Genomic DNA, 21,855 nt, shown 5'->3' with positions numbered 1-21,855 from the left:
TTCACGGTTCTCTCTCCTAAAACCCTTTTGAATCATACTGGATAATGTTCCATCCCGCGCCGGTGGTGTTGCCGGAAACACCCTTCGTCGCCCCGATACCGGCAATGGCGATCCGGCTCTGGATGCTGCCGCCCTGCACCAGGATCGCCTGGCTCGCTCCCGTCATCCCCACGTCGACAAAGTAGCCCTTCCCGGCTACATCGTCGGGGATATCGAATTTCGTCTCTATTGTCCCGTTGCCGGGGGCGATCACGTAGAGGTCCACAATCCGGGTGCTCACCCCGTTCCCGATGTCCACGAAGGCATGATAGCGGAGTTTGTCCGCCGGCCCCTCCATGAAGACGGCGTTAACGGTGAACATCATGACGATCATCAGCACGAGCAGCACGCCGCTGATGATGACGTACTCCATGAGCCTCGTGACGCCCTCCTCGTCCACCGGTTCAGTAATACACGATCTCATCGTACTCCGTCACCCCGTTGTTGTAGTGGATGGTCACCGGGTGCAGGTCGCGCCCGGAGACGTCCTGTGGCGTATCGTTCCCGAAATGCACCACGGCGTTCTTTCGCTCGAGTGATATTCTGACGATATCTTCCGCGTTCTGGTTACGCGTCAGAACGTCGAGGTTCCCGCACCTGTCATAATGGTCGAATATCGCCGATCGCAGGTCCCTAATATCGTTTTTCGGGAACTCGAGCACCCCCTCCGCGGTCGTCTGCCCGACGAGCGCCGACTGGTTGATGATCAGCGCGAGGAAGAACAGCCCCAGGGCGGTCAGAAGGCCCATCAGCACGATCCATTGCCCATCTTCATTCATGCACGCCATAACAACACCTCCACGAGGACGGCCCGGGAGCGTGAGGTACCCATAACCGATACTCCGGAAGGATTCCCCTCTAATTGCACCCACCTGGTCACTCGAACGGCGGATTCTCTCCCCGTCCATGACTCCTCGTGTCCAACAAATTGGTATTCCCCAACGCTGTCCCCATTGCGATAGGTGACGCTTGCACTCATATGCAGGTCATCGGTATCGTCCGCCATCATATTGCAGTAGTTGAGGAATGTGGTCCCGAAGTCATCGGACTTGTTGTTGGCGATAAACCACTCCAGTTCACTCTCACCATCCTCTTTCGAGTTGGGCGTATCCATCATCGCGAGCACGTCGCTCCCGAGCTGCTCGAGTTGCATATCCGGGATGTGGGTATCCCCCGGGGTGTAGATGCTCGTCGTGCTGATGACGATGTACGCGGTGAGCAGCATGATGACCCCGGCCGCGACCCCCTCCATCGTGTAGAGTTGCCCCGAATCGTTCACCATATCGCCACCTCCAGGACACCGGGCTTCAGAGGAGAGAGGGGGACGTTATCGTAGTCGTACAGGTAGGTGCCGTTTAGCGTGGTCCGCTGAGGATCAGGGCTGTCATCGAAGACAAACCGGATATCCAGGATGCTGTTCTGGTCCAGGGTGAAGAGCGAGGTGGCCGCTGGTTTCAGCACCAGCGAGATGGTATTGGCGACCTCTTTCTCCGGTTTGAGGTTGCAGGATTCCTCGTCAAGGAGGAGGATGTAGAGATCTGAGTCCTCTGTATCATATGAGAACGGGATGCGGGTAAACTGCGGTATCGGTCTCGTCGGATCCATCTTCCAGAATGTCACGCTCTGGAGCGTTGCTTCGTCATTCGCGGGAAGATACGCGCCAAAATCCGTGATCGTCACGTTCACCGGCTCAGTTCTCGGGTCGATCCGGTAGGCCGGACCTCGCTCCGGGTCCAGCAGTTCATTGAAGTTGAGCTGGACGGTGAACGTCCGGAGGATTGAAGAGTTGAGTGTGGTATCATTGTACCTGCTGTCAGAACCAATCACCGCCACCGCCGGCTCTTTGATCTTCACCACCCGGCGGATGTAGCCGTAGCCGGGAGGGAGGGGGTTACCGGTCTGCTTGAGCTCGTAACTCGCATCCGGGTGCGAAATATTGAGCGAGAAGTTGTAAGAATAGGGAATGTCGCCGAAGATTGCTTTATTACGGTAGTCACTCTGGTCGAAGAACCCCTCCTCAAAGAACTTCTTAACCTTCGTCGAGAGGAGGATATTCGGGGTCTCCTTCGAGACCGCAAGCCCTATGCGCTCGATCTCGCCCTTGTGAGCCAGATCGTTCATCTCCCAGGGGGGGTAGACCGGCCAGCCGGGATCCTCCACCAGGATCACCCCCGTTCGATAGGCGACCGCGTCATAGTCGATGCCGCTGCTCTCGAGGCCCGCAAGGAGCCCCGGCACCATGCTCACCACCATGATCAGGGCGAGCATGAAGATCGTGAACCCCGCGAGGAAGTCAAGCGACATCGCCGCGTCGTCGGTAGCCTGCCTTATACAATCACCTCCCCGGTATCCGCCCGGAACACGAAGGTCTCCATTCCGGCATCCGAACGGACGGTGACGGTATAGACCCCTTCGGCGAGCGAGATGTCAACCGTATCCGCATTGAGGCTCGTCATCACCGGCCGGAGCACCCCCTCCTGGTCGCGAAGGAGTTCCTCCGGGGAGAGGACGCCGGTGATATTCACCTCCTCCGTCGACAGCGGAGCGCGAAGCGTGATCTCTTTCCAGCCCAGAGTACCGAACGTGAGCCATCGTACCTCATCGCCGTCCTCAAGACCGAGGGCCCAGGAGGTAGCCCGGCCGTCGAGGCTCACACCGGTCCCGAGCACCTGGTGCACCGATGTGCCGGTGACGTTCAGGCCGCCTTCGGCCCCAAGCAGGTCCAGTTCCGCGAGAGCTCCGGCGAGGGTGCAGGCCTCCGGCGACTCCGGCAGGTCGACGGGGGTGATGCCACCGCCCGACGGATGCGAGGACGCACCGAGACACCCACACGTCGTGCAGATAATACAGATTGCGGCAAACAGGGCCAGGACGCCCCCGGGAACTCTCATGTAAAGCAGTCATTATACACGAAGCCATATAAATAACCATCTCTCCTGCATCTTCAAAGATCTGCCGTTACAAGAGGATAATGGAAACGTGCCAATTACATGCGGCAAAAATATTTCTTGCGGCGTGCCGGCTCGCCCGCCGAAGCTGGCCGGCCCTTATATGCTCCGGGATCAGGGCCGCAGGTCCCGGCCCGTCATCGTAACATATATCCGCCAGTTCGTAACAATATCTCACGCAAGGTAAACATATGTGTAGCACCACACCCTCCGGGAGATCCAAAGAAGCACATGAGCGGTTCGCCGAAGCGGCCGTCTTCCACGGCCACATCTGTCCCGGCCTCGCGACGGGCTACCGGGCCGCAGAGATCGCCCTTTCAAGGCTTTGTTCCGGCCGCTCAGAGGACGAGGAACTTGTCACGATCACCGAGACCGACGCCTGCGGTGTCGACGCCATTCAGGTTCTGACGGGCTGTACTGCTGGAAAAGGGAACCTCTTCTTCAAGGACTACGGCAAGCATGCGTTCACGTTCATCAACCGCCGGACCGGGGCCGCGGTCCGTGTGGCGGCAAACCCGTCGTTCGATGTCAACTCGCTTGACCCCGACCTTGCGCCGCTCCGGGCACGGGTGATGCGGCGGGTGGCAACCGAAGAGGAGCAGGCTGAGTTCCACGAGCGGGTCCACCGGGTCGTCGACGCTATCCTGGAGGCGCCTGCAGAAGTCCTCTTCACGATCCAGGATGTCGAGGTCGAGATCCCGGAGCGGGCACGGATCTTTTCGTCGGTGCCGTGCGCAAAATGCGGTGAGATGACCGCCGAGTCCCGGGTCAGGGTCGAGGACGGGAAGTTCCTCTGCTATGCCTGCTCGGGGGAATACTCCCGGCGCTGGTGAGGGCCCCTCTCACCGCACGATTTTCGTTATCGGTATCTCGAGGATGTCTTCGGCACCCGCGGCCTTGAGCGGTGGAATAAGGGCGTTGACGAGCCCTTTCTGGACCACTGTCTGGATGCTGAAGTAATCGATGCCGTGCAGCCTGCTGACGGTGGGCTTCTTCATCGCGGGGAGGACCTCGATGACGCGGTCGAGCGCGGTCGAGGGCACGTTCATTGTCAGGAGCACCTGGTGGCGGGCCTCGATCACCCCGAGGAGAAGAGTCGTGATCTCATCGATCTCCCGGCGCTTCTCCGGGTCCTGGAGAGATTCGTGGTTTGCAAGGAGCGCCGTGTGCGACTCCATGATCTGCCCGACGATCTTTAACCCGTTCTTCTTGAGTGTGCTCCCGGTCTCGGTGAGGTCGACGACGACATCCATGAGGTCGGGAACCTTCGCCTCCGAGGCTCCGTAGGAAGGGAAGAGCCTGACCGGGATCCCGAGGTCCGCAAAGAACCGCTCCGTGATCCGGGGATATTCGGTTGTCACCCGGCTGCCCGGACGGATGGCAACGGCATTCTCGATCGGCTCGTCGTGGTGGACAGCAACCACGATCTTCACGTTACCGTCGCCGGTCTTGCTGTATGAGAGGTTTGCAACCTCCACAACGTCGGCGCCGCTCTCCTGCACCCAGTCGAGCCCCGATATCCCGAGATCAAAGTAGCCCATCTGAACGTAGAGCGGGATCTCCTGCGGCCGGAGGATCTTCACCTTCCCGATCCGGGGATCATTGATCCGGGGGTTGTAATCGCGGTCGGTCCGCCTGACCTCGAGGTCCGCCTCCTTGAAGAGCTGGAGCGTCTGCGCCTCAAGGCTTCCCTTGGGGAGAGCAATCGTGATCATAAGAGGTGATCGGGCAGAAAAAGAGTTAAAGGTGATGCTATGGATTTTTCAGTCGATCGTGTGGACGACGAGCCCCGAGAGGAGTTTCGGCTCGAACCAGGTGGACTTTGGGGGCATGACCCCGTCCATATTGGCGATTGCGAGCACTGTCTCGACACTCACCGGCTGCATCGCTACCGCGAGGGCGTATTTGCCGGCGTCCACGAGCTGCTCGAGCCCGCTGAGGGGTTGTGCCCCGCCCATGTAATGGAGCCGGGGATCGCCCCGGGGGTCGGAGATCCCGAACATCCCTTCGAGGACGTCTTTCTGGAGAACCGAGACGTCGAGCGACCCGATCAGGTCGTCGGGGTCCGCGACCGGCCGGGAGACCTCGTACCAGGTTCCTTCCAGGTAGAAGTGCATGACGTGCACCGGCGCATCCCGGGCCGCGAGCGGCTGGATCTGGTAACCGGCAGCGTCGACCTTCCCGTAGGGGCGGACGGTCCAGCCCGCCGTTAAGAGCGCATCGATGAGCCGCGGGAGGGTGTAGTCGCCGAGGTCGGTGACAAGCCTGCTGTAACCGTGGATGCGGACGCGGTCGTGGGCGAAGAGGACCGTCATGAACTTCCCGGCCTCTTCGGTGAACCTGCCCTCGCTGCGCCGCCGCTCCGCCACGTTCACCGCCGATTTGGCTCGGTGGTGTCCGTCCGCGATGTAGGTCTCCGGCACCGCCGCAAAAAGCCCCTCGAGGCGGGCGAGGGTGGCCTCGTCGGCGACCCGGTAGACCTGGTGGAGCACTCCCTGGGCGGTCGTGGTGCTCCCGTCGGGCTGCACGCCGTCGATGAGGGAGCGGATGTGGGAGAAGATCTCGCCCGGGTCGCGGTAGAGCAGGAAGACAAGCCCGGTGTTCGCGCCGACGACGTCGATGTGCCGGGTCCGGTCTTCCTCCTTGTCGTAACGGGTGAGTTCGTGCCGCCGGATCGTCCGATCCTCGTAGTCTTCTGTCCCCACGCAGCAGACCAGCCCGATGAACTCCTCACCGTCCTGGACCGCCCGGTAGACGTACATCCCGGGCTCGGGGTCACGCTCCATCAGGCCGTCTGCGAGCATCCCGTCGAAGACCTCCCGCGACCGCTGGTAGACCCGGTCGTCGTTCGGGGGGACGTCGGGGAGTTCGGCATCCGGCCTGCTGACCCGCAGGAAACTCATGGTGTTCTTCTCGATGCACTCCCGGGCCTCTTCCGCCGTCACCACATCGTAGGGCACGGAGGGAATTTTTTCGGAGTACCGCCGCCCCGGACGGACTGCCGCAAAACGATAGATCTGAACCATAATTACCGCCACTCGTATGTGCCTACTATTTTGTCTCCTGACACTATATTAGGTAAGGCACTCCATGAGGGAGAGGCCAGTATGATGCCGCTTCAACTTACCATTCGCCGGGCACAGCCCGCAGACATTCCGGAGATCGTTGCCGTCGAAAGGGTGGCGTTTGCTGACCCCTGGGATGAGAGGACGCTCCAGGAATCGCTCGCCTACTACCCGGAGACCTTCTTCGTGGCGAAGAACAACGGTGACGTGGCCGGCTTCGTTGCAGGGGGCGTTGAGGACACCGGGGAAGAGGTTTACGGGCATATTATGAACCTCGCGGTCGCCCCCGGGTACCGGCGCCGGGGGATCGGGCGGAACCTCATCCGCCGCCTGGAGCGGGAGTATGCCATCCTCGGCGCGAGCGCCGTCCAGCTCGAGGTCCGGGTGACGAACACCGGGGCGCAGGAGTTCTACCACCGCCTCGGCTACCGTGAGGTCTTCCAGGTCACCGCGTACTACGCGAACGAGGAAGATGCCCTGGTTATGATGAAGTGGTTCAGGTTCTAGTGCGCGACTGCCGGAACGGCAGTCGCGGGAGAAAACGCGAAGCGTTTTCGACTCGCGATGGGCCGAAGGGTGCGACTGCCGGAACGGCGTGACGGACAATTTCCGGAGTTTTAGAAGCCGTTTGGCTTCGAGCCGGAGCGGGAGCACCACAGGCGTGAATCGCGACGGATCGTAGACCCGGAGCAGCTCACCACCGCTCCAGGCGCCCCCTATTCCCCGACCCGGGACAGGATCTGGTTTTTCAGGTCCGGGAGATCGCGTTTGACCACGTTCCAGACTGCATCGCGGTCGATCCCGAAATAGTGGTGGATAAGGACGTTCCTCATCCCGATGATATCCGACCATGGGATATCCGGGTTTTCGGCCCTGAACTCTGAAGAGATCCCTCGTACGGCTTCTCCGATAATCTGAAGGTGGTGGATCACCCATACTTGTGCCATCTCGTCATTGGAGAAGTACTCGCGGCCCTGAGCTGCCACTCGCTCAATCCGTTGATAACTTCGATAATATCCAGCAGCCGTTCGCGATCGTCTCTCATAGGGGCCGCGCTTCCTGTAAGACCCGTGAACGGATACGCTCCCGAAGTCCCGCTTCGGTCACAACATCAACCGAACGACCAAGCAGGAGCGAGAGATCCATCGCAAGACCGCCCACGTCAAGGAGACTCCGGTCGGGATCGAGATCGATCAGGAGGTCGATATCACTGTCTTCCCTGGCTTCGTTTCGTGCCACGGATCCGAACACCCGCACGTTTCTGGCTCCCCTCCGGTGCGCGAGAGATAGGATCTCATCCCGCTTCTGGATGAGAAGGGTATAGATATCGGCTCCTGGGTTCATGCCAGTAGAAGTTTCATTGATGTCGCGCCTTAAATGTTATCGTGGGCTTTGTTCCCGGCACCACGGCAGCGGCAAGGGGTGCCGGGCTGGCCCTCCCAGTTTTACCCCCGGCCGTGCTCCTGGTGAGCCCGGGCAAGGTGCTGGGCCGCGAGGGCGCCGAGGAGGGAGAGTTCGCCGGCGAGGACCCCGGCGGCGACGATCTCCGCAAACGCCTTTGCGTGGGTTCCCGGCGGGTCCCCGCCCCCGGCGACGCCAAGCATCGCGAGGCACTCGTGCTGGGTGTCGATCCCCGTGCCGCCGCCGACCGTCCCGACGGGAAGCGACGGGAGAGTGACCGAGACGTAGACCCCGCCGTCCACCCGGTCGACGGTGGTGATCGCGGTGCTCCCCTCAACGACGTGGGCGGGGTCCTGCCCGCAGGCGATGAACATCGCGGCGACGACGTTTGCCGCGTGGGCGTTGAACCCGAACGAGGCCGCCCGCGCCGAGCCCACCAGGTTCTTCCTGTAGTTGACCTCCGTGAGCGTCTCCGCGTCTGTCTTCAAGAGGTCGGCGATCATCGCGTCGGTCAGGTGCACCCCCGCGGCCACGGTCTTCCCCCGGCCCCGGACCAGGTTGATCGCCGCCGGTTTCTTGTCTGTGCACATATTCCCGGACGTGGCGACGAGCCGGGCGCCGGTCTCCCGCTCGATGAGCTCGCCCACCTTCTGGCTCGCGATCGTCACCATGTTCATCCCCATGGCGTCCTTGGTGTCGAACTCGAGCCGGACGAAGACGCTTGTACCGGCAACGTAAGTGGCGGCGTCGAGAAACTCACCGTGTTTCGTGGTGCTCTGCGCAGCCTCCCGGATCTCGGCGGCGTGCCCCTCCACCCAGGCGGCCACATCACGGGCGTGCGGGACGTCACGGGCGGCAAAGACCGGCGCCCGGGTCATCCCGTCCCGCATGATCCGCACGTCCGCACCCCCAGCCCGGGTGATGAGGGAGCACCCGCGGTTCACCGAGGCGACGAGCGCCCCCTCGGTCGTCGCCAGCGGGAGGTAGTACGACCCGCAGGCATACTCGCCGCTCACCCGGAGCGGCCCTGCGACACCGAGCGGCACCTGGACGGTGCCGATCATGTTCTCGATGTTGCGCTTCACGACCCGGTCGATCCCGATAGTGAACGACCCGACCTTCGGGAGGGCGGTGCCGGTCTCTCTCTCGACGAATGCCCGGCGCACCCGGACGGCCTCCTCGGGGGGGAGCTCCTTCTCGAGGGCGTAGAGTTTGAGAGATCCGTCTTTCAGTCTCCCGATATACTCATCCATGAATAAGTATGAGAACGCATACCTAAAGATGGCTGGTGGTCATTGTGGGAGAAGAACAGTGGTGCCTTGCGGTGCCGAGACGAGAGGCTGAAGAGACGCGGCGCCGGCTGCTCGAGGAGAGGCTCCTCGACCGTCGGTTCCGCCCGCGCCCGGAGGGGGGCGCCATCCTCTTCCCGGTGACAGAGGAGGTCCCGGGCGCTGTGCGGTGCGAGTTCGAGGCGGTGCCGGAACGCCTCGACCTCCCCCGCCACGAGCTCGTCGGCGGGATTGCCATCATGCAGGAGAACAACCCGGAAGGCGCGGAGCGGCTGCTCGCCTCCCGCCGGTCCCTCGAGACCGTGCTCTTCCCCGAGACCGCCGTCGAGGGGGAGTACCGCACCCGCCGGTTCGCCGTCCTCGCCGGGATCCCCTCGACCCGCACCCGGGTGATGGAATACGGCCACTCCTTCGACGTCGACCTCTCCCTTGCCTACTTCTCCGCCCGCCTCTCGACCGAGCGGCAGCGGGTTCTCGGGGCGATGGAGGAGGGGGAGCGGGTGCTCGATATGTTTGCCGGCGTCGGGCCGTTCGCGATCACCCTCGCCCGCCGGGCCGCCCTTGTCGTTGCCGCGGACCTCAACCCCGCCGCGGCCCACCTCCTGATCGAGAACATCGCGCTCAACCGCATCGGAAACGTCATCCCGATGCTCGCGGACGCTGCCCACCTCCCCCGGCTCGGCTTTCCCCCTTTTGACCGCGTCGTCATGAACCTCCCCCTCGCCGCGCCGGAGTTCCTCCCGGCGGCGGCCGCTCTCTGCCGGGACGGCGGGACGATCCACCTCTACGCGCTTGAGGAGCAGGAGGGGGAGTACCTCCCCCTGATCCGTGCGGTCACGAAAGGCGAGGTCGCCGAGCGGCAGGTCAGGACCTACTCACCGGGGAAGTGGCACGCGGTGTATGATATCACTGTGGAGAAAGGGGTCTGAGGAGTGCAGCCCTCGCATCTCCAGTTATTGAACACCTTGCCTTTTGTCGGCCGGGTATTTCCATCCCCGGCTGACAAAAAAAGAGTATAGAGCGTGGTTCAATCCCGCGTTTTGCGCGGGAGATCTCCTGTCAGTCCGAAATGGTTGGAATTACTCCACCGGCACGAACTTCGTGCCGTAGTGGATGGTGCCGCTCTCGCCGTCCGCCGCCACCCGGCGGAAGACGCTTTTGACCCGCATCCCGATCGCAACATCCTCGATGGGACAGGCGATCTGGGTGGTGAGCCGCGGCCCCTCGTCGAGCTCCACGACCGCGAGGGCGTAGGGGGTGGTATGCTCGAACTGGTCACTTGCCGACCGAATGACCGTGTAAGTAACGACCGTTCCCTCGCCGGTGAACTTATGGTCGACTATGTTGCCGCTCCGCCGGCAGTCGGGACAGAGCGACCGGGGCGGGAAGAAGTGCCGCCCGCAGGTCGTGCATTGCGTCCCGACGAGGTTGTAGCGCTGCGGAATTTTTCTCCAGAACCGTGATACTGACATTTTCAGGCCCCCAGGATGTGCACGACGACCGTCGCGCCGGTGCCGCCGACGTTATGCGCCATACCGATCTCAGCGTCCACCTGCCGACCGGCGGCCTCGCCGCGGAGCTGACTGACGATCTCGTAGATCTGCTTGATCCCGGTCGCACCGACCGGGTGGCCGCAGGCCTTCAGGCCGCCGCTCGTGTTCACCGGGATCTCCCCGTCGAGGGCGGTTGCCCCGTCCGCGGTGAGTCTTCCCGCTTCGCCCTTCTTGCAGAACCCGAGGTCCTCGATCGCGCAGATCTCTGCGATCGTGAAGCAGTCGTGGACCTCCAGCATGTCGATGTCCTTGTGGGTGAGGCGCGCCTGGGCGAACGCCCGTTTGCCTGCGGCGACCGAGGCGTCCAGGGTGGAGATGTCCCGCCGGTCGTGGAGTGCGATGGTGTCGCTCGCCTGGGCGCTTGCAAGCACCCGTACCGGCGAATCGGTGAACTCGCGGGCACGCTCGAGCGGCACCACCACGACTGCCGCCGCACCGTCGGTGATCGGCGAGCAGTCGAAGAGCCGCAGGGGGTCAGCCACGAGCGAAGAGTTCAGGACAGTGTCGACCGTGATTCGGTTCCTGAACTGGGCGATCGGGTTCTTCGCGCCGTTCTCGTGGTTCTTCACCGCGACCTGTGCAAGCTGCTCCCGGGTGAGGGGGTAGCGGTGCATGTAGTCATTTGCGATCATCGCATACAGCCCGGGGAAGGTCGCCCCGGCGAACCCTTCCCACTCGCGGTCCGCGGCGCTCGCGAGCATGTCCACGCTCGCCCCGGTCCCGACGTCGGTCATCTTCTCGACGCCCGCCGCGACGACGATATCCTCCATGCCGCTCGCGACCGCGATGACCGCCTGCCGGAAGGCAAGCCCGCCGGATGCGCAGGCCGCCTCCACACGGGTCGAGGGAGTGTTGTTCGTCGCAAGACCGGCGTAATCCGCGATCAGGGCACCGATGTGTTCCTGCTCGACGAACCGCCCGGCGCTCATGTTCCCGACGTAGAGAGCGTCGATCCTCTCGCCGGTGACACCGGCATCCTCGAGCGCCAGCGCCCCGGCCTTGACGAAGAGGTCGCGGAACGAGGTTCCCCAGTGCTCCCCGAACTCCGTGCATCCGACTCCGATTACTGCTACGTCTCTCATTTCTGCATCACGATCTTTCCTTTGTGTTTGGCATACAGTGCATAGTCGAGGTAGGTCGGATTTGCGAGGAGTTTCTCCACGCTCGGCGCCGCCGACCGGTTGAACTCACCGGACTCGATGGCATCGGTCACCGTGATGTCGAAGGCGTCGCTCCCCGCTCCCGACCCGAACGAGGTGACGAAGATCCGGTCACCCGGCTTCGCCGCATCGAGCGTAGCCGCAAGCCCGATCATCGATGCCCCCGAGTAGGTGTTGCCGAGCTTCGGGACGACGAGGCCGGGTTCAATCTGCTCAGCCGTGAACCCGAGCATCTTCGCCACCCGCTGCGGGAACTTGGCGTTGGGCTGGTGGAAGACGGCGTAATCGTAGTCCTTCGGGCTTGTTCCCACCGCATCGAGCATCAGCCGCGCCGCACCCTGGACATGCTTGAAGTAGCCGGGATCACCGGTGAACCGACCGCCGTGGCGGGGGTAGTTCTGCCCTTCGCGCCGCCAGAAGTCGGGCGTGTCGGTGGTGTAGGAGCAGGTGTGGTTGATCTCGGCGATGACGTTCTCGTCGCCGATGACGAACGCAGCCCCGCCGGCCGCTGCCGTGTACTCGAGCGCATCGCCTGGAGCGCCCTGCGCCACGTCCGCACCGATGGCGATCCCGAACGGGATCATCCCGCTCTTGACCATGCCCATGCAGGTCTGGATGCCTGCCGTTCCCGCCTTGCACGCGAACTCGTAGTCTGCGGCGGTCATGTTCGGGGTCGCCCCGATCGCCTCGCCGACCGTGCAGGCCGTGGGCTTGACCGCGTAGGGGTGCGATTCGCTTCCCACGTAGATGGCGCCGATAGCGTCAGGCTCAACGGTTCTCCGCAGGAGGGCGGCGCGTGCCGCCTCGACGGCGATCGTTGCGGTATCCTCATCGAGATCGGGGACGGACTTCTCAAAGACCCCGAGTCCCCGGGTAATGTCGTCTGCGTTGGCGCCCCAGACTCGCGCGATCTCCGGGACTCTTATCCGGTATCGCGGGATGTAGACGCCATATGAATAAATGCCTACCATGACTTTCCTCGTAGTGAACTGATGATCGTCTCGACATCCATCTGTGTGCAGAGCACGCTGATCCGATCACGCTCCGCAAGTCCCGGGATCAGTGGGTGAACCTGCTCCGGGCTGATGCCCTGCAGAACCACACAACGGGGCTTGAACGGCGTGACCCGGATAGCTACCATGGGGGATTTCCCGGTTGAGACTTCGGTGAAGATGAGGGCACGTTCCGTGCTCCAGCCGTAAATACGGTTGAACTCGCTCGAAGAGAGCTGGAGGATCGCATTGAGGCTGTTTATCACCGTATACCCGTAGATAGCCTGGTCCATCGGACCGCAGATGGTCGTGGCATCGATGACTCCGGCAAAGTCGGAGAGGCCCACGGGGGATGCATACTCGTGGATGTCGTAGATGACGTCTTCGTCGAACTCACTGTACAGAATTTTTGCAAATTTGTTGATGAATTGGCCGCCGTTGTCCTCGTCGATCGAGAGGATCGTATCAACGATCTTGCCGACGATGGCGGTACCTGGACTCTTTCGCCGTCCACTTTCGTAATCGCTGATAACTGAGGGAGAGACCTCAAGACGCTCGGCGAGCAGCCCCTGGGGGATGTTGAAACTCTGCCGCCACTTCTTGAGGGCCTGTCCCGGTGAGTCCGAGAGTGTGATCTCTCCTGCCATTTTCTCGGCAAGCTGATGCCGCACTCCGGATTTCATGCAGGTACTGTTAACACTCGGACTTAAAAAATTAGCGTATGGCACTTCGACATTTCACGAAGATCTCCTCTGCAGGATCGTTGCGCAACCCGTATATAGTATGCATCTCAATTCTGATACAATGGTTGAAGCGGAAGACCTGCAGTCCTTGAAGACGATCGCCCTGCTTGGCGGGTGCCGGGGGCCGATCTGGCTCTCATCGCAGTCGCTCGGAAATGTTCTGGGCATCAGCCCCCAGACCGCCTCACGGCGGCTGATCGCGCTCGAGCGGCAGCAGTTCGTCGTACGGTCGATGAAGTCCGACGGCCAGTACGTCGCCATCACCCGGGAGGGCGAGCAGGCGCTAAAGCGGGAGTATGCAGATTATGTCCGGATATTCAACCCTGAACGTAGGCAGTATACCCTGGCCGGGACTGTTATCAGCGGGCTCGGGGAAGGACGCTACTACATGAGCATTCCCCACTACAAGGAGCAGTTCGGCGCGTCTCTTGGTTTTGAACCCTTCCCCGGAACCCTGAACATCAGGCTCGATGCGACGAGCATCCAGATCCGCAAGCAGCTCGACCATGCCGGGTGGATCGATATTCCGGGATTTACTGCTGATGAGCGGACGTTCGGAGGCGCAAGAGTGCTCCCATGCCGGATAAGGGGCTATAGGTGCGGGATAGTCGTTCCATCCCGCACCCACTACCCGGAGGACATCGTCGAGGTCATCGCCGGATGCGAACTCCGCAAAGCCCTGAACCTGAACGATAACGATACGATTGAGGTGGAGATTACCCATGATTGATGCAGCCATACAGGCCCTCGCGAGGGGCGAATTCGTCCTGTTATACGACTTTGACAACCGCGAACGCGAGACGGATTTTGCAATCCGGTCAGACGCGGTCACGCCCGCCCACATCCGGCAGATGCGCAAAGACGGCGGCGGGCTGATCTGCACGGCAGTGCACCCGGAAGCCGCAAAGAGGCTCGGTCTGCCGTTTGCACACGATGTCCTGCGTGCCTGCAGCCTTGTCGAGAAGGATGGCGAAGTGCCCTACGACCCGAAGAATCACTCGTCGTTCTCCCTCTGGGTGAACCACCGCGAGACCTATACCGGGGTTACGGACCGGGACCGGGCCCTGACGGTCACCGCCATCGCAGATGAGGTGAGAAAGTCGCTTAACGGCGGTGGGTACGACTTTGCAGCGCACTTCCGGACGCCCGGCCATATGGCACTCCTCCGGGCTGCCGACCGGCTGCTTGACGACCGGCGAGGGCAGACCGAGCTCTCGATCGCGCTTGCTGCCATGGCCGATATCACCCCGGCCGTCACGATTTGCGAGATGCTGGACGACGAGACGGGGCTTGCCCTCCAAAAAGAGGACGCGATGGAGTATGCGAAGAAGCACGGGCTCGTCTTCATTGAGGGAAAAGACGTTTTGAACCGGTGGCAGTCGCAGAGACTGAAAGAATAATACATATCTTTTTTACGGCCACAGGCCCGCAGGATCGCCTCCTGATATACTTCAGGAAGGCTTTTTTATACATCGTCGGCGGAGAACAGAAATGTGCGTGGGATCCCCCGGCATGCCGCGAAACGACGCTGCTCGTGTGTTTTCAAAAACAATATATATGATTGTACGGCATCATAGACGGATGAAAAAAGATGCTGTGGCATACTTGAATACAAGAAAGAAGGGGGATTTCGCAGCACAGAAGAGTGAAGTCGAGAGTTATTGTAAATACCGGTTTCAAATTGTCGAAATCTTTCATGATCATCGGGCGAATGCAACTCCCCCGGAGAAGCGGAAGGGCTTTACGGAGTTGCTGGACTACTGTGCCGCCAATAACTGCCCTGATATTATCATCTACGATTTCGCCGGTCTTGCCAGCGATCTGGACGCCGGGCTCGCCACCCTCAAAGCCTTAAACGACAAATACACGATCTACTGCGTGAACAATGACTTTTTCGGGTTTCGGGACGACCCGGATCAGAGGAGAGAGGCGGTCGGCAACTTCGTCGCGTACATGGACCAGTACCGGGAGAGCGCCCGGAAAGCCGCCCCGGTCATCTCGAAGAAGACAAAGAAAGAGGACGGGCGGCCCATCGGGAGGCCGAGGGCGCTGAACGAGGGCCAGGTCGAGGCTCTCCTCACGGTGCGGCAGGCCGGGACGAGCATCAGCCAGATCTGCAGGATGTTTGATGTCAGCAGGAGCACGGTCAGCAAGATCCTCGCGGACTACCCTGAACTGAAAGGGGAGTGGAAAGGGGCCCGGCAGGAGCCGGAGGAGTGATCCCTTCTGGAAATTCTTTTGTCCCGGCTACTCCTGATCGTTGTATCTCTCCGATACCCGTGACTCGATCCAGGTGACAACGAAGCCGTACTACAAACATGGAGATACCATCTTTACCGGTCAATTATGTGGTATCATCGCGCAGGATGAATATTCACCGCCGGATCGCACGCAGTCAACTATCGGGATGAATTCAAAAGAGCCATATCGACGTAGATCGAACTTCCTGTCTGGATGGAGTCTCTTCACACAGCGCTTGAGCGATACTATGGATATTCGACTTTTTTACCATATCAGGAAGAGATTATCAACAATATCCTTGAGAAGAGGGATGTTCTTGCCGTCATTGCGACCGGTGGGGGTAAATCCCTCTGCTACCAGATCCCTCCTCTCGTAACCGGAGGGCTGACGGTCGTGATCTCACCCCTGATCTCTCTTATGAAGGATCAGGTCGACTCGCTGGTGACACAAGGCGTTCCTGCAGTGACCCTGAACAGTTCACTCCCCTATGATGCCGTGGTCAGAACCCTTGCGGACCTTGAAGCGGGGCGGCTTCGCCTGCTCTACGTGTCGCCGGAGAAGGTAGTGCAGACACGGTTCCTGACTACCCTGCGCAAGTTGAACGTGACGCTCTTTGCCGTCGACGAAGCTCACTGTATCTCTGAGTGGGGCCATGATTTCAGGCCGGAATATCGCCAGTTGCGTATCTTGAAGGAGATGTTTCCGGATGTCCCTATGATTGCCCTGACGGCAACTGCCGTTCCGGAGGTTCAGCAGGATATCCAGAGGCAGCTCAACCTTATAAATCCGGCAATATATATCGGAAGTTTCAATCGAAAAAATCTGCAGTATACTGTTACCGACAAAAAGGGTGCATATCCTCAACTCCTTGACTACCTGAGGAGCAACCCGAGCAGGTCGGGAATCATCTACTTCTCAAGCAAGAAGCGCACGGAAGAGGTCGCACAGAAGTTACAGGAAGATGGTATCCGTGTTCAGCCCTACCATGCGGATCTGCCGGGTAATTTCCGCAATAGGGTGCAGGAACTGTTTATTAGAGATGAGATCGACGTGGTCTGCGCAACCAATGCTTTTGGGATGGGTATCGACAAGCCTGACGTGCGGTTTGTCATCCACTACGATATGCCGAGGAATCTGGAAGCGTATGCACAGGAAACCGGACGTGCAGGCCGAGATGGTGAAGAGAGCGACTGCATCCTGTTCTATAGTCGTGGTGACCGGCAAAGATGTCTGCGTTTTATTGAGGGAGATTGTTTGAACCACCCGGAGCCAGGGTATCACTCGCTCGCTGTGCGGAAACTCAACGATATGATTGCGTTCTGTGAGACCACCCGGTGTCGCAGGCAACATCTGCTCAGATATTTCGGTGAGACCTTCACCGAGGTGCCATGCCGGGCCTGCGATGTCTGCATGTTGCCGGATGAGTTCATCGACGGTCGGGAGATTGCTGCGAAGATCGTGAACTGCATCTCACAACTGCCGGGAAAATTTGGCATAACGCACATTGCAGGTGTTCTCGCCGGTTCACGGAGCAAGAACGTACTGGCGAGAGGGCATCAAGATCTGTCTGTATTCAACTCAGGGAGTGAGTACTCGAACGAGCAGTGGCGCTCGTTCATGCGTCAACTCATAGCGAACGGCTATCTGGATCAGAGTTCCGATCAGTACCCGGTTGTCACTCTGAACGAGCGCAGTCGGGCCATCCTGTCTGGCGATGAGGGTGTCCGGCTCAGTAGACCGAATGGTTTGCAAGCCCGCAACAGAGGGAAGACGGACCGGAGCGAGAGACCCTTTGATACCGCCCTCTTTGAAGACCTACGGAGTGTTCGGAAGGGCCTTGCAGAGGATCTGGAGATCCCTCCCTATATGGTGTTCCACGATAGAACCCTCAAGGAGATCGCCCGTCGATATCCAGAGACCCTTGAGGGATTTGCGACCATCCCTGGTGTGGGCGATGCAAAATTGCAGCAGTTCGGTGAGGCTATCACCTCTGCAGTCCGAAGTTATCGGAGCCGGCAGCATCCGGACGATGGGTCCGGTATGAGCCTGAACCCTGATGATGGAGATTCAACGGCATTGTCTGGTGATGATCACGAGCTGGCGGCGCCGGGAGGGGCTCTGTCGCCAAAGCACACGGCTGCCGCGGATCAGACTCCTGCCTCGTCTGACGAGACCCCCGACGATGCCCTCCTCGAAGAGGCCTACACGTTGCAGGGGTATATCCGGGATTTGCGTGAAGAGCTTCGTCTTGCTGAAAAACTGCACAAGGAATTGCTCGCGAGAGCACGCGAGTCGGGTGTCCAGGAGAATGAGACGTATGCTATAGCAACGCAGGTCAGCAGGAGGCGCCGGGTTGTCGCCGAGCGATTCTACGAGCGGTATCCTGAGGTTTTTGTCAAGATCGCGAAGGTCACCATCAGTGCTGCCGAGGCTGCTATTGGGGCGGAGGCGCTCGATGAGTTCGTTCAATACGATGAGTCGGAGAGGGTCCGGGTTATCTGTAAAGCAGTATAGGGGTCTGGGTTCCCTTATCTCTGATGGTTGGAAGAGGTGTATTGCTTTTCAAGGTGGGTGTATCCGTGCCCATGAGCGCATTATTTTTGATTCGCAAGATTAACTGAGAGCAAATCTGCATGCAAGCAGATCCGGCAGTTCATTGTGAATTCGTGCAAAAAAAGTTCTTGTGGGGACAGAATCCCGGTCTACAGCTGCACCTGGGAAAGAGCGTCGTAGACGATCTTTTTGTAGACATCGGGCTGGGTCCCGTACTCTTCCTGGGCCTTCCGGGAGTCGTCGGTGGTGCCGAACGCATCCAGCCGGTCCAGGGTCTCGCGGGCGGTATCCAGCACCCAGAGGTCGCGGGTCTCGCGGTCCACGACCGCGATCGACTCCACGCGAACCGAGACCAGGCAGTTCCCGTCCTGGGTCGTGTAGAGGTTCGGCTTGCCGACGACGGCGACGAACGCCGGCGGTTCTATCCGGGCGAGCTGCTGCATCGCCTCGGGCTGATAGGAACCCGCCATGATGAAGAAGGTGCCCGTCGGGTCGACCACCCTTCCGCGGTAGAAGATGTTCTGGTCGCCCTGCCGCTGCTTCTCCGTGAGGGTTCCGACGATGAAGATCCGGTTGCTCCGGATCCCGCTCGGGAGGATGACGTAGGTCGGGCTCTTCTCGTCCTCGCCGTCCTTGAACTGGTAGCGGGTCTCGCGGAGCTCGGATGCAAAGACCCTTCGTGCCGGTTCACGCTCGAACGCGCTCTGGGGCTTCATGCCGGCTCACCCCCGGCGCGGTTCAGCAACGCAGCCAGTTCCGTGGGCTCAAATGTGATCGGGGTGCAGGAGTTGACGAGCAGCCTGCCGCCGAACTCGTTCCCGCTGCAGGTGTAGTAGCGTCCGAGCACCGTGTTCCTGATACGATAGAATATCTCATCCATGCCAAGCGGGTTCGTCTCGGCGATCCCAACTGCCTCATCAAGGGTGATCCCGGCGAGGGGTTCGACGATCTCGCGCTGCATCAGGACGTTCCTGGCACGTATGCCGTCGTCAAGGACCGCTTTTATGCGGAGGTCATAGCGGAACTCGGGCTGGATCTCGTGCACCGGGCAGTAGTTCTGCCGGGAGAGTGTCCGGTTGCAGCCTTCGACCGGGCAGCGCTTGATCAGGCCCGAGCCCGGAGCGACGTGGACGAGAGCTCCCCGGATCTCGGTCTCGGTTCGCCCGACCTCAATATCACCCTCGTCGGTGATGTACATCGCGGTGTTCAGGGCGAGGGAGAGCCTGCCGTTGTACTCGTCGACGGTGGCGTAGAAGATGTTGTAGACGGCATCAAGTTCCAGCCGATCTTTACCCCGCGTCTCCTCTGGAGCCGCCGGGCCGGTTCCGGAGGAGCCGGCTCCGTCTTCCTTCCAGATAACGAACTTGATGGTGCCGGTCTCGTCGCCGAGGAGCCCCGTCTGGAGCATCCGGTCGTGGGAGGCTTCCCATTCCTGGATGAACTTGGCCCGCACGCTTCCGACACCGGGCTTCAGCTCGGCGATAGGCGTGATCGAGGGAAGGAGCGGGGTATCATTCTCCATCCGGGAGATGGTGGTGCCCGAGTGGATCTTCAGGTTCGGTGCGCCTTTGTACTCGTCGACGACCGCGGACTCGATGCGGTACCAGTGGCCGTATTCCATCGCAGGGGGGTTTCCCCGGGCCCAGGCAACAAAACGGATGGCGCCGCTCGAGTCGGCGATGATCCCTGTCTGCGCGATCGAGGGCGAGACGGGCGGGGTCAGAGCAACGATCTTTCCCTCGATCGTCACCCACTCGCCGGGAACGATCTCGTGTATCGTGCGGAGCTCGGTGGAGGTGTTCCCGACACCGGTGACGTTATACTCGCGGGCGAGATCGGCCGTCACCGTGCGTTCGGCCTCGTCGATGTTGACGCCGAACTCCTCGGCGAGACGGCGGAGGCGTGATTCGATCTTCTGCCGATCGGGCTGTGCGCCTTTTGCTTCAAGTTTCCGGGAGATTCTCTCTGTTACCTCTGATAGGTTCATACTTACATCTCCAGTCTGTACTTCACCTCATCAGGGTATTAAGACTCGGCCCGCGATGTGAAAGTGATCACGGGTTCCCCTGTGAACGCCTTCCGGTGGGCCCGGCCTGCAAAAAACGCGGCATCTGGGGCCTGTATCGGCCATCCTGCTGCGTATATGCCCCGCCGACAGGAAGATGTTTCCTCGCCGGGGGATTCTATCGGTCCGGCCGGGTTGCCTGCACCCGCAGAAGCTGGCGGACACGTCGTTTTAGGGCCGGCGGCCGAATCAGTGCATCCCTGCACCCGATCCTTAAATGTATATATAGGGGCAAGGACAACATCAGCTGCATGGCATTGACTGCGGACAGTACAATCGCGGAACTCCTTCGGGAGAAGCCCGAATCGGCACAGGTACTCTTCCGGTTCGGTATGGGTTGCCTTGGCTGCGCCATCGCAAACAACGAGACGATCCGGGAAGCCGCCCAGGTGCACGGCATCCCCCTCGAAGAGATGCTCTCTGCTCTCGGCGTTGCCGAGGCTTAAGACACGATTATAATTGGTCCCGGAGGCGTTTGAGCTCGGTGAGAGCGGTCTCCGGATTTCTTTTCATATAATCTGCAATCTCCGGGACGTGCAGGAGCGTACAGCCGGCACACCCCCAGATTCTGCTGCCGTTAGAACTCTCAACCCATTCGCCGAGCTCCTCGTCGGCACAGGGGTAGCAGGGGCAGTAGCAGTAGTCGCAGCGCTGCCCCGGGAAGTGGCAGGGGTAGTAGGGGCAGTTCTCCTTCTGCCACTCCACCCAGTGGTCCCCACCGTAGCGGCTGTAGATGAAGAACGACGGCTCGCTCCGCATGACCTTGCCCTGCTGCCGCGCGAGGGCCTCCGGGAGGCCACGGAGGACAGCCGCGTGAACCCTGCTGCCGACTTCGGTCAGGGTTCCCGCATAGGTGTGTGCAGGTTTTGCGTCGCGGTCGCAGGCGACGGCGACCGCATCGGTGGTGGTCCCCGGGAAGTCGTAGCCGAGGTCGTGAAGCGCCTGGGCCTTCGCCCCCGTTACGGTGACGATCGTTTCAAGGAGCGCCGAATCAACCATCCCCTCCCGGCTGTAGACGATGATGTTGATGGTGTGCGGGGCGGTGGGGGACGCTGTCGGGTTCGTCACCCCGGCGGTGATGAAGACCGTGACGAAGTCGTACTGGAGCACGCAGAGGTGGCGCATCCGAACGGCGGTCATAAGGCCGAAGTAGTCCCGGAAGATCCCGTGCCGGGCGGCAAGAAGTTCGAGGTGGCGCACCGGATCGCCCACGAAGTCATGGGGCACCGTGTGATTCAAGACGGTCGTGACGTCGGTGATACCGCCGTGAACCCCGGTGCTCGCTGCCCTGAACCGGCCGCGAAGAAAAAGAGTATCGTTCCTGACAAAATATCTCATACGACGGAATAACGGGTTCGGTCTTTCAGTTCTTGCTGTTTGCCCGCGTTCCAGCCCGCAACGTCCTGGAGGTATCCGGTGACCCTGCTGATCTGCATGACATCGTGGCTCCCGCACTCGGGACAGACGGCCTTGCCGCAGAGCGGGCAGTACTCGATGCTCTCGACGATTTCGTGGTGACAGTCACAATGGTCGAGCGGGCACATGAGCTCGAGCGACGCTTCGCCGCAGTGGGGACAGGGGGTCTCGTCAACGACGAAGTGGCAGGTGTGGCACTTGTACCGCCGCTCACTTACGGGGATTTCGTCGAGACTCCGGTATTTCTCCGCCAGTTTAAGTTGTTCGGGGCTCCAGTTCATGATACCAATATCTGCAGGGGAATATATATCCCTTTAGATGCGGGATGTGCCGCATCCGCCTCAGAACACTCATAGGGTTCGTCATCTCCCTCGATGGGGATCGGAACGG

26 protein-coding genes are annotated in these 21,855 nt (G+C 60.7%); 8 read left to right on the top strand and 18 right to left on the bottom strand.

Features of this window, described 5'->3' with window-relative positions:
- Window positions 1-16: 16 nt before the first annotated feature.
- Genes HL657_RS00700 through HL657_RS00680 form a run of 5 tightly spaced genes read right to left on the bottom strand, consistent with a single transcriptional unit; the run spans window position 17 to window position 2,930 of the window.
- Complete coding sequence (locus HL657_RS00700; protein ID WP_317294942.1) at window positions 17-463, bottom strand: hypothetical protein; 447 nt, start codon at window positions 461-463, stop codon at window positions 17-19.
- Entirely contained in the window at window positions 444-818 is a 375-nt protein-coding gene (locus HL657_RS00695) for a hypothetical protein (protein ID WP_317294941.1), read from the bottom strand. The genes HL657_RS00700 and HL657_RS00695 overlap by 20 nt, the downstream gene beginning before the upstream one ends.
- The gene (locus tag HL657_RS00690) at window positions 815-1,321 is read right to left on the bottom strand and encodes a DUF7288 family protein (protein WP_317294940.1); all 507 of its coding nucleotides are present in this window, start codon (window positions 1,319-1,321) and stop codon (window positions 815-817) included. Before HL657_RS00690 ends, HL657_RS00695 begins: the two co-directional genes overlap by 4 nt.
- Window positions 1,315-2,343 carry a hypothetical protein gene (locus HL657_RS00685; RefSeq protein ID WP_317294939.1) on the bottom strand — a complete coding sequence of 343 codons (1,029 nt, stop codon included), beginning with the start codon at window positions 2,341-2,343 and terminating at the stop codon, window positions 1,315-1,317. The genes HL657_RS00690 and HL657_RS00685 overlap by 7 nt, the downstream gene beginning before the upstream one ends.
- A 23-nt stretch (window positions 2,344-2,366) precedes the next feature.
- Window positions 2,367-2,930, bottom strand: coding sequence for a hypothetical protein (locus HL657_RS00680; RefSeq protein ID WP_317294938.1), 564 nt, complete (start codon window positions 2,928-2,930; stop codon window positions 2,367-2,369).
- A gap of 248 nt (window positions 2,931-3,178) precedes the next feature.
- Between HL657_RS00680 and HL657_RS00675 the strand changes: the two genes are divergently transcribed.
- Complete coding sequence (locus HL657_RS00675) at window positions 3,179-3,820, top strand: FmdE family protein (RefSeq protein WP_317294937.1); 642 nt, start codon at window positions 3,179-3,181, stop codon at window positions 3,818-3,820.
- A 9-nt stretch (window positions 3,821-3,829) separates the two neighbouring features.
- Here the strand turns inward: HL657_RS00675 and hisG are convergent, their stop codons facing one another.
- The gene (gene hisG, locus HL657_RS00670; RefSeq protein WP_317294936.1) at window positions 3,830-4,702 is read right to left on the bottom strand and encodes an ATP phosphoribosyltransferase; all 873 of its coding nucleotides are present in this window, start codon (window positions 4,700-4,702) and stop codon (window positions 3,830-3,832) included.
- Between the two features lie 48 nt (window positions 4,703-4,750).
- A complete protein-coding gene (locus HL657_RS00665; protein WP_317294935.1) occupies window positions 4,751-6,013 on the bottom strand; it encodes a DUF1015 domain-containing protein in 1,263 nt (420 codons plus the stop codon).
- Between the two features lie 81 nt (window positions 6,014-6,094).
- Here HL657_RS00665 and rimI point away from each other — a divergent pair, with 81 nt between their 5' ends.
- A complete protein-coding gene (gene rimI, locus HL657_RS00660) occupies window positions 6,095-6,559 on the top strand; it encodes a ribosomal protein S18-alanine N-acetyltransferase (protein ID WP_317294934.1) in 465 nt (154 codons plus the stop codon).
- A 209-nt stretch (window positions 6,560-6,768) separates the two neighbouring features.
- On the opposite strand, the gene HL657_RS00655 is transcribed toward rimI, so the two are convergent.
- The 3 genes from HL657_RS00655 to hmgA all read right to left on the bottom strand — a co-directional run bounded on the left by HL657_RS00655 (window position 6,769) and on the right by hmgA (window position 8,706).
- On the bottom strand, window positions 6,769-7,038 hold the full coding sequence (locus tag HL657_RS00655; protein ID WP_317294933.1) for a HepT-like ribonuclease domain-containing protein: 270 nt from the start codon (window positions 7,036-7,038) through the stop codon (window positions 6,769-6,771).
- Window positions 7,039-7,093: 55 nt separating this feature from the next.
- Window positions 7,094-7,396, bottom strand: a complete 303-nt coding sequence (locus tag HL657_RS00650; RefSeq protein ID WP_048064021.1) for a nucleotidyltransferase family protein — start codon at window positions 7,394-7,396, stop codon at window positions 7,094-7,096.
- A 101-nt stretch (window positions 7,397-7,497) separates the two neighbouring features.
- A complete protein-coding gene (hmgA, locus tag HL657_RS00645) occupies window positions 7,498-8,706 on the bottom strand; it encodes a hydroxymethylglutaryl-CoA reductase (NADPH) (RefSeq protein WP_317294932.1) in 1,209 nt (402 codons plus the stop codon).
- Window positions 8,707-8,750: 44 nt separating this feature from the next.
- Between hmgA and HL657_RS00640 the strand changes: the two genes are divergently transcribed.
- Window positions 8,751-9,671, top strand: coding sequence for a class I SAM-dependent methyltransferase (locus tag HL657_RS00640; protein WP_317295601.1), 921 nt, complete (start codon window positions 8,751-8,753; stop codon window positions 9,669-9,671).
- Between the two features lie 150 nt (window positions 9,672-9,821).
- Here the strand turns inward: HL657_RS00640 and HL657_RS00635 are convergent, their stop codons facing one another.
- Genes HL657_RS00635 through HL657_RS00620 form a run of 4 tightly spaced genes read right to left on the bottom strand, consistent with a single transcriptional unit; the run spans window position 9,822 to window position 13,130 of the window.
- Window positions 9,822-10,214 carry a Zn-ribbon domain-containing OB-fold protein gene (locus HL657_RS00635; RefSeq protein WP_317294931.1) on the bottom strand — a complete coding sequence of 131 codons (393 nt, stop codon included), beginning with the start codon at window positions 10,212-10,214 and terminating at the stop codon, window positions 9,822-9,824.
- Window positions 10,215-10,216: 2 nt separating this feature from the next.
- Window positions 10,217-11,377, bottom strand: a complete 1,161-nt coding sequence (locus HL657_RS00630; RefSeq protein WP_317294930.1) for a thiolase domain-containing protein — start codon at window positions 11,375-11,377, stop codon at window positions 10,217-10,219.
- On the bottom strand, window positions 11,374-12,426 hold the full coding sequence (locus HL657_RS00625) for a hydroxymethylglutaryl-CoA synthase (RefSeq protein ID WP_317294929.1): 1,053 nt from the start codon (window positions 12,424-12,426) through the stop codon (window positions 11,374-11,376). Before HL657_RS00625 ends, HL657_RS00630 begins: the two co-directional genes overlap by 4 nt.
- Window positions 12,420-13,130, bottom strand: coding sequence for a helix-turn-helix domain-containing protein (locus tag HL657_RS00620; protein WP_317294928.1), 711 nt, complete (start codon window positions 13,128-13,130; stop codon window positions 12,420-12,422). The genes HL657_RS00625 and HL657_RS00620 overlap by 7 nt, the downstream gene beginning before the upstream one ends.
- A 121-nt stretch (window positions 13,131-13,251) precedes the next feature.
- Here HL657_RS00620 and HL657_RS00615 point away from each other — a divergent pair, with 121 nt between their 5' ends.
- The 4 genes from HL657_RS00615 to recQ all read left to right on the top strand — a co-directional run bounded on the left by HL657_RS00615 (window position 13,252) and on the right by recQ (window position 17,945).
- Complete coding sequence (locus HL657_RS00615) at window positions 13,252-13,920, top strand: DUF120 domain-containing protein (RefSeq protein WP_317294927.1); 669 nt, start codon at window positions 13,252-13,254, stop codon at window positions 13,918-13,920.
- Window positions 13,913-14,590, top strand: coding sequence for a 3,4-dihydroxy-2-butanone-4-phosphate synthase (gene ribB / locus HL657_RS00610; protein ID WP_317294926.1), 678 nt, complete (start codon window positions 13,913-13,915; stop codon window positions 14,588-14,590). Before HL657_RS00615 ends, ribB begins: the two co-directional genes overlap by 8 nt.
- Before the next feature lie 181 nt (window positions 14,591-14,771).
- Complete coding sequence (locus HL657_RS00605; protein WP_317294925.1) at window positions 14,772-15,410, top strand: recombinase family protein; 639 nt, start codon at window positions 14,772-14,774, stop codon at window positions 15,408-15,410.
- A gap of 234 nt (window positions 15,411-15,644) precedes the next feature.
- Window positions 15,645-17,945: a DNA helicase RecQ gene (gene recQ, locus HL657_RS00600; protein ID WP_317294924.1), complete on the top strand. Its 2,301-nt coding sequence runs from the start codon at window positions 15,645-15,647 to the stop codon at window positions 17,943-17,945.
- A 188-nt stretch (window positions 17,946-18,133) separates the two neighbouring features.
- Here the strand turns inward: recQ and HL657_RS00595 are convergent, their stop codons facing one another.
- Together HL657_RS00595 and HL657_RS00590 are read right to left on the bottom strand one after the other, a co-directional pair.
- Window positions 18,134-18,700, bottom strand: a complete 567-nt coding sequence (locus tag HL657_RS00595) for an RPA family protein (protein WP_317294923.1) — start codon at window positions 18,698-18,700, stop codon at window positions 18,134-18,136.
- Window positions 18,697-19,971 (bottom strand): nucleotide-binding protein, encoded by a 1,275-nt coding sequence (locus tag HL657_RS00590; RefSeq protein WP_317294922.1) that lies wholly within the window; start codon window positions 19,969-19,971, stop codon window positions 18,697-18,699. Before HL657_RS00590 ends, HL657_RS00595 begins: the two co-directional genes overlap by 4 nt.
- A 329-nt stretch (window positions 19,972-20,300) precedes the next feature.
- On the opposite strand from HL657_RS00590, the gene HL657_RS00585 reads away from it, so the two are divergent.
- Window positions 20,301-20,495 carry a DUF1858 domain-containing protein gene (locus tag HL657_RS00585; protein WP_317294921.1) on the top strand — a complete coding sequence of 65 codons (195 nt, stop codon included), beginning with the start codon at window positions 20,301-20,303 and terminating at the stop codon, window positions 20,493-20,495.
- A gap of 7 nt (window positions 20,496-20,502) precedes the next feature.
- Here HL657_RS00585 and HL657_RS00580 read toward each other — a convergent pair whose 3' ends face one another.
- Both HL657_RS00580 and nrdD read right to left on the bottom strand, forming a co-directional pair.
- Window positions 20,503-21,387, bottom strand: a complete 885-nt coding sequence (locus HL657_RS00580) for an adenosylcobinamide amidohydrolase (RefSeq protein WP_317294920.1) — start codon at window positions 21,385-21,387, stop codon at window positions 20,503-20,505.
- A complete protein-coding gene (gene nrdD / locus HL657_RS00575; protein WP_317294919.1) occupies window positions 21,384-21,746 on the bottom strand; it encodes an anaerobic ribonucleoside-triphosphate reductase in 363 nt (120 codons plus the stop codon). Before nrdD ends, HL657_RS00580 begins: the two co-directional genes overlap by 4 nt.
- Window positions 21,747-21,855 lie beyond the last annotated feature (109 nt).

This window comes from Methanoculleus nereidis, assembly GCF_032944295.1.
Classification (GTDB): domain Archaea; phylum Halobacteriota; class Methanomicrobia; order Methanomicrobiales; family Methanoculleaceae; genus Methanoculleus; species Methanoculleus nereidis.
This window is presented reverse-complemented; position numbering and strand designations above follow the sequence as displayed.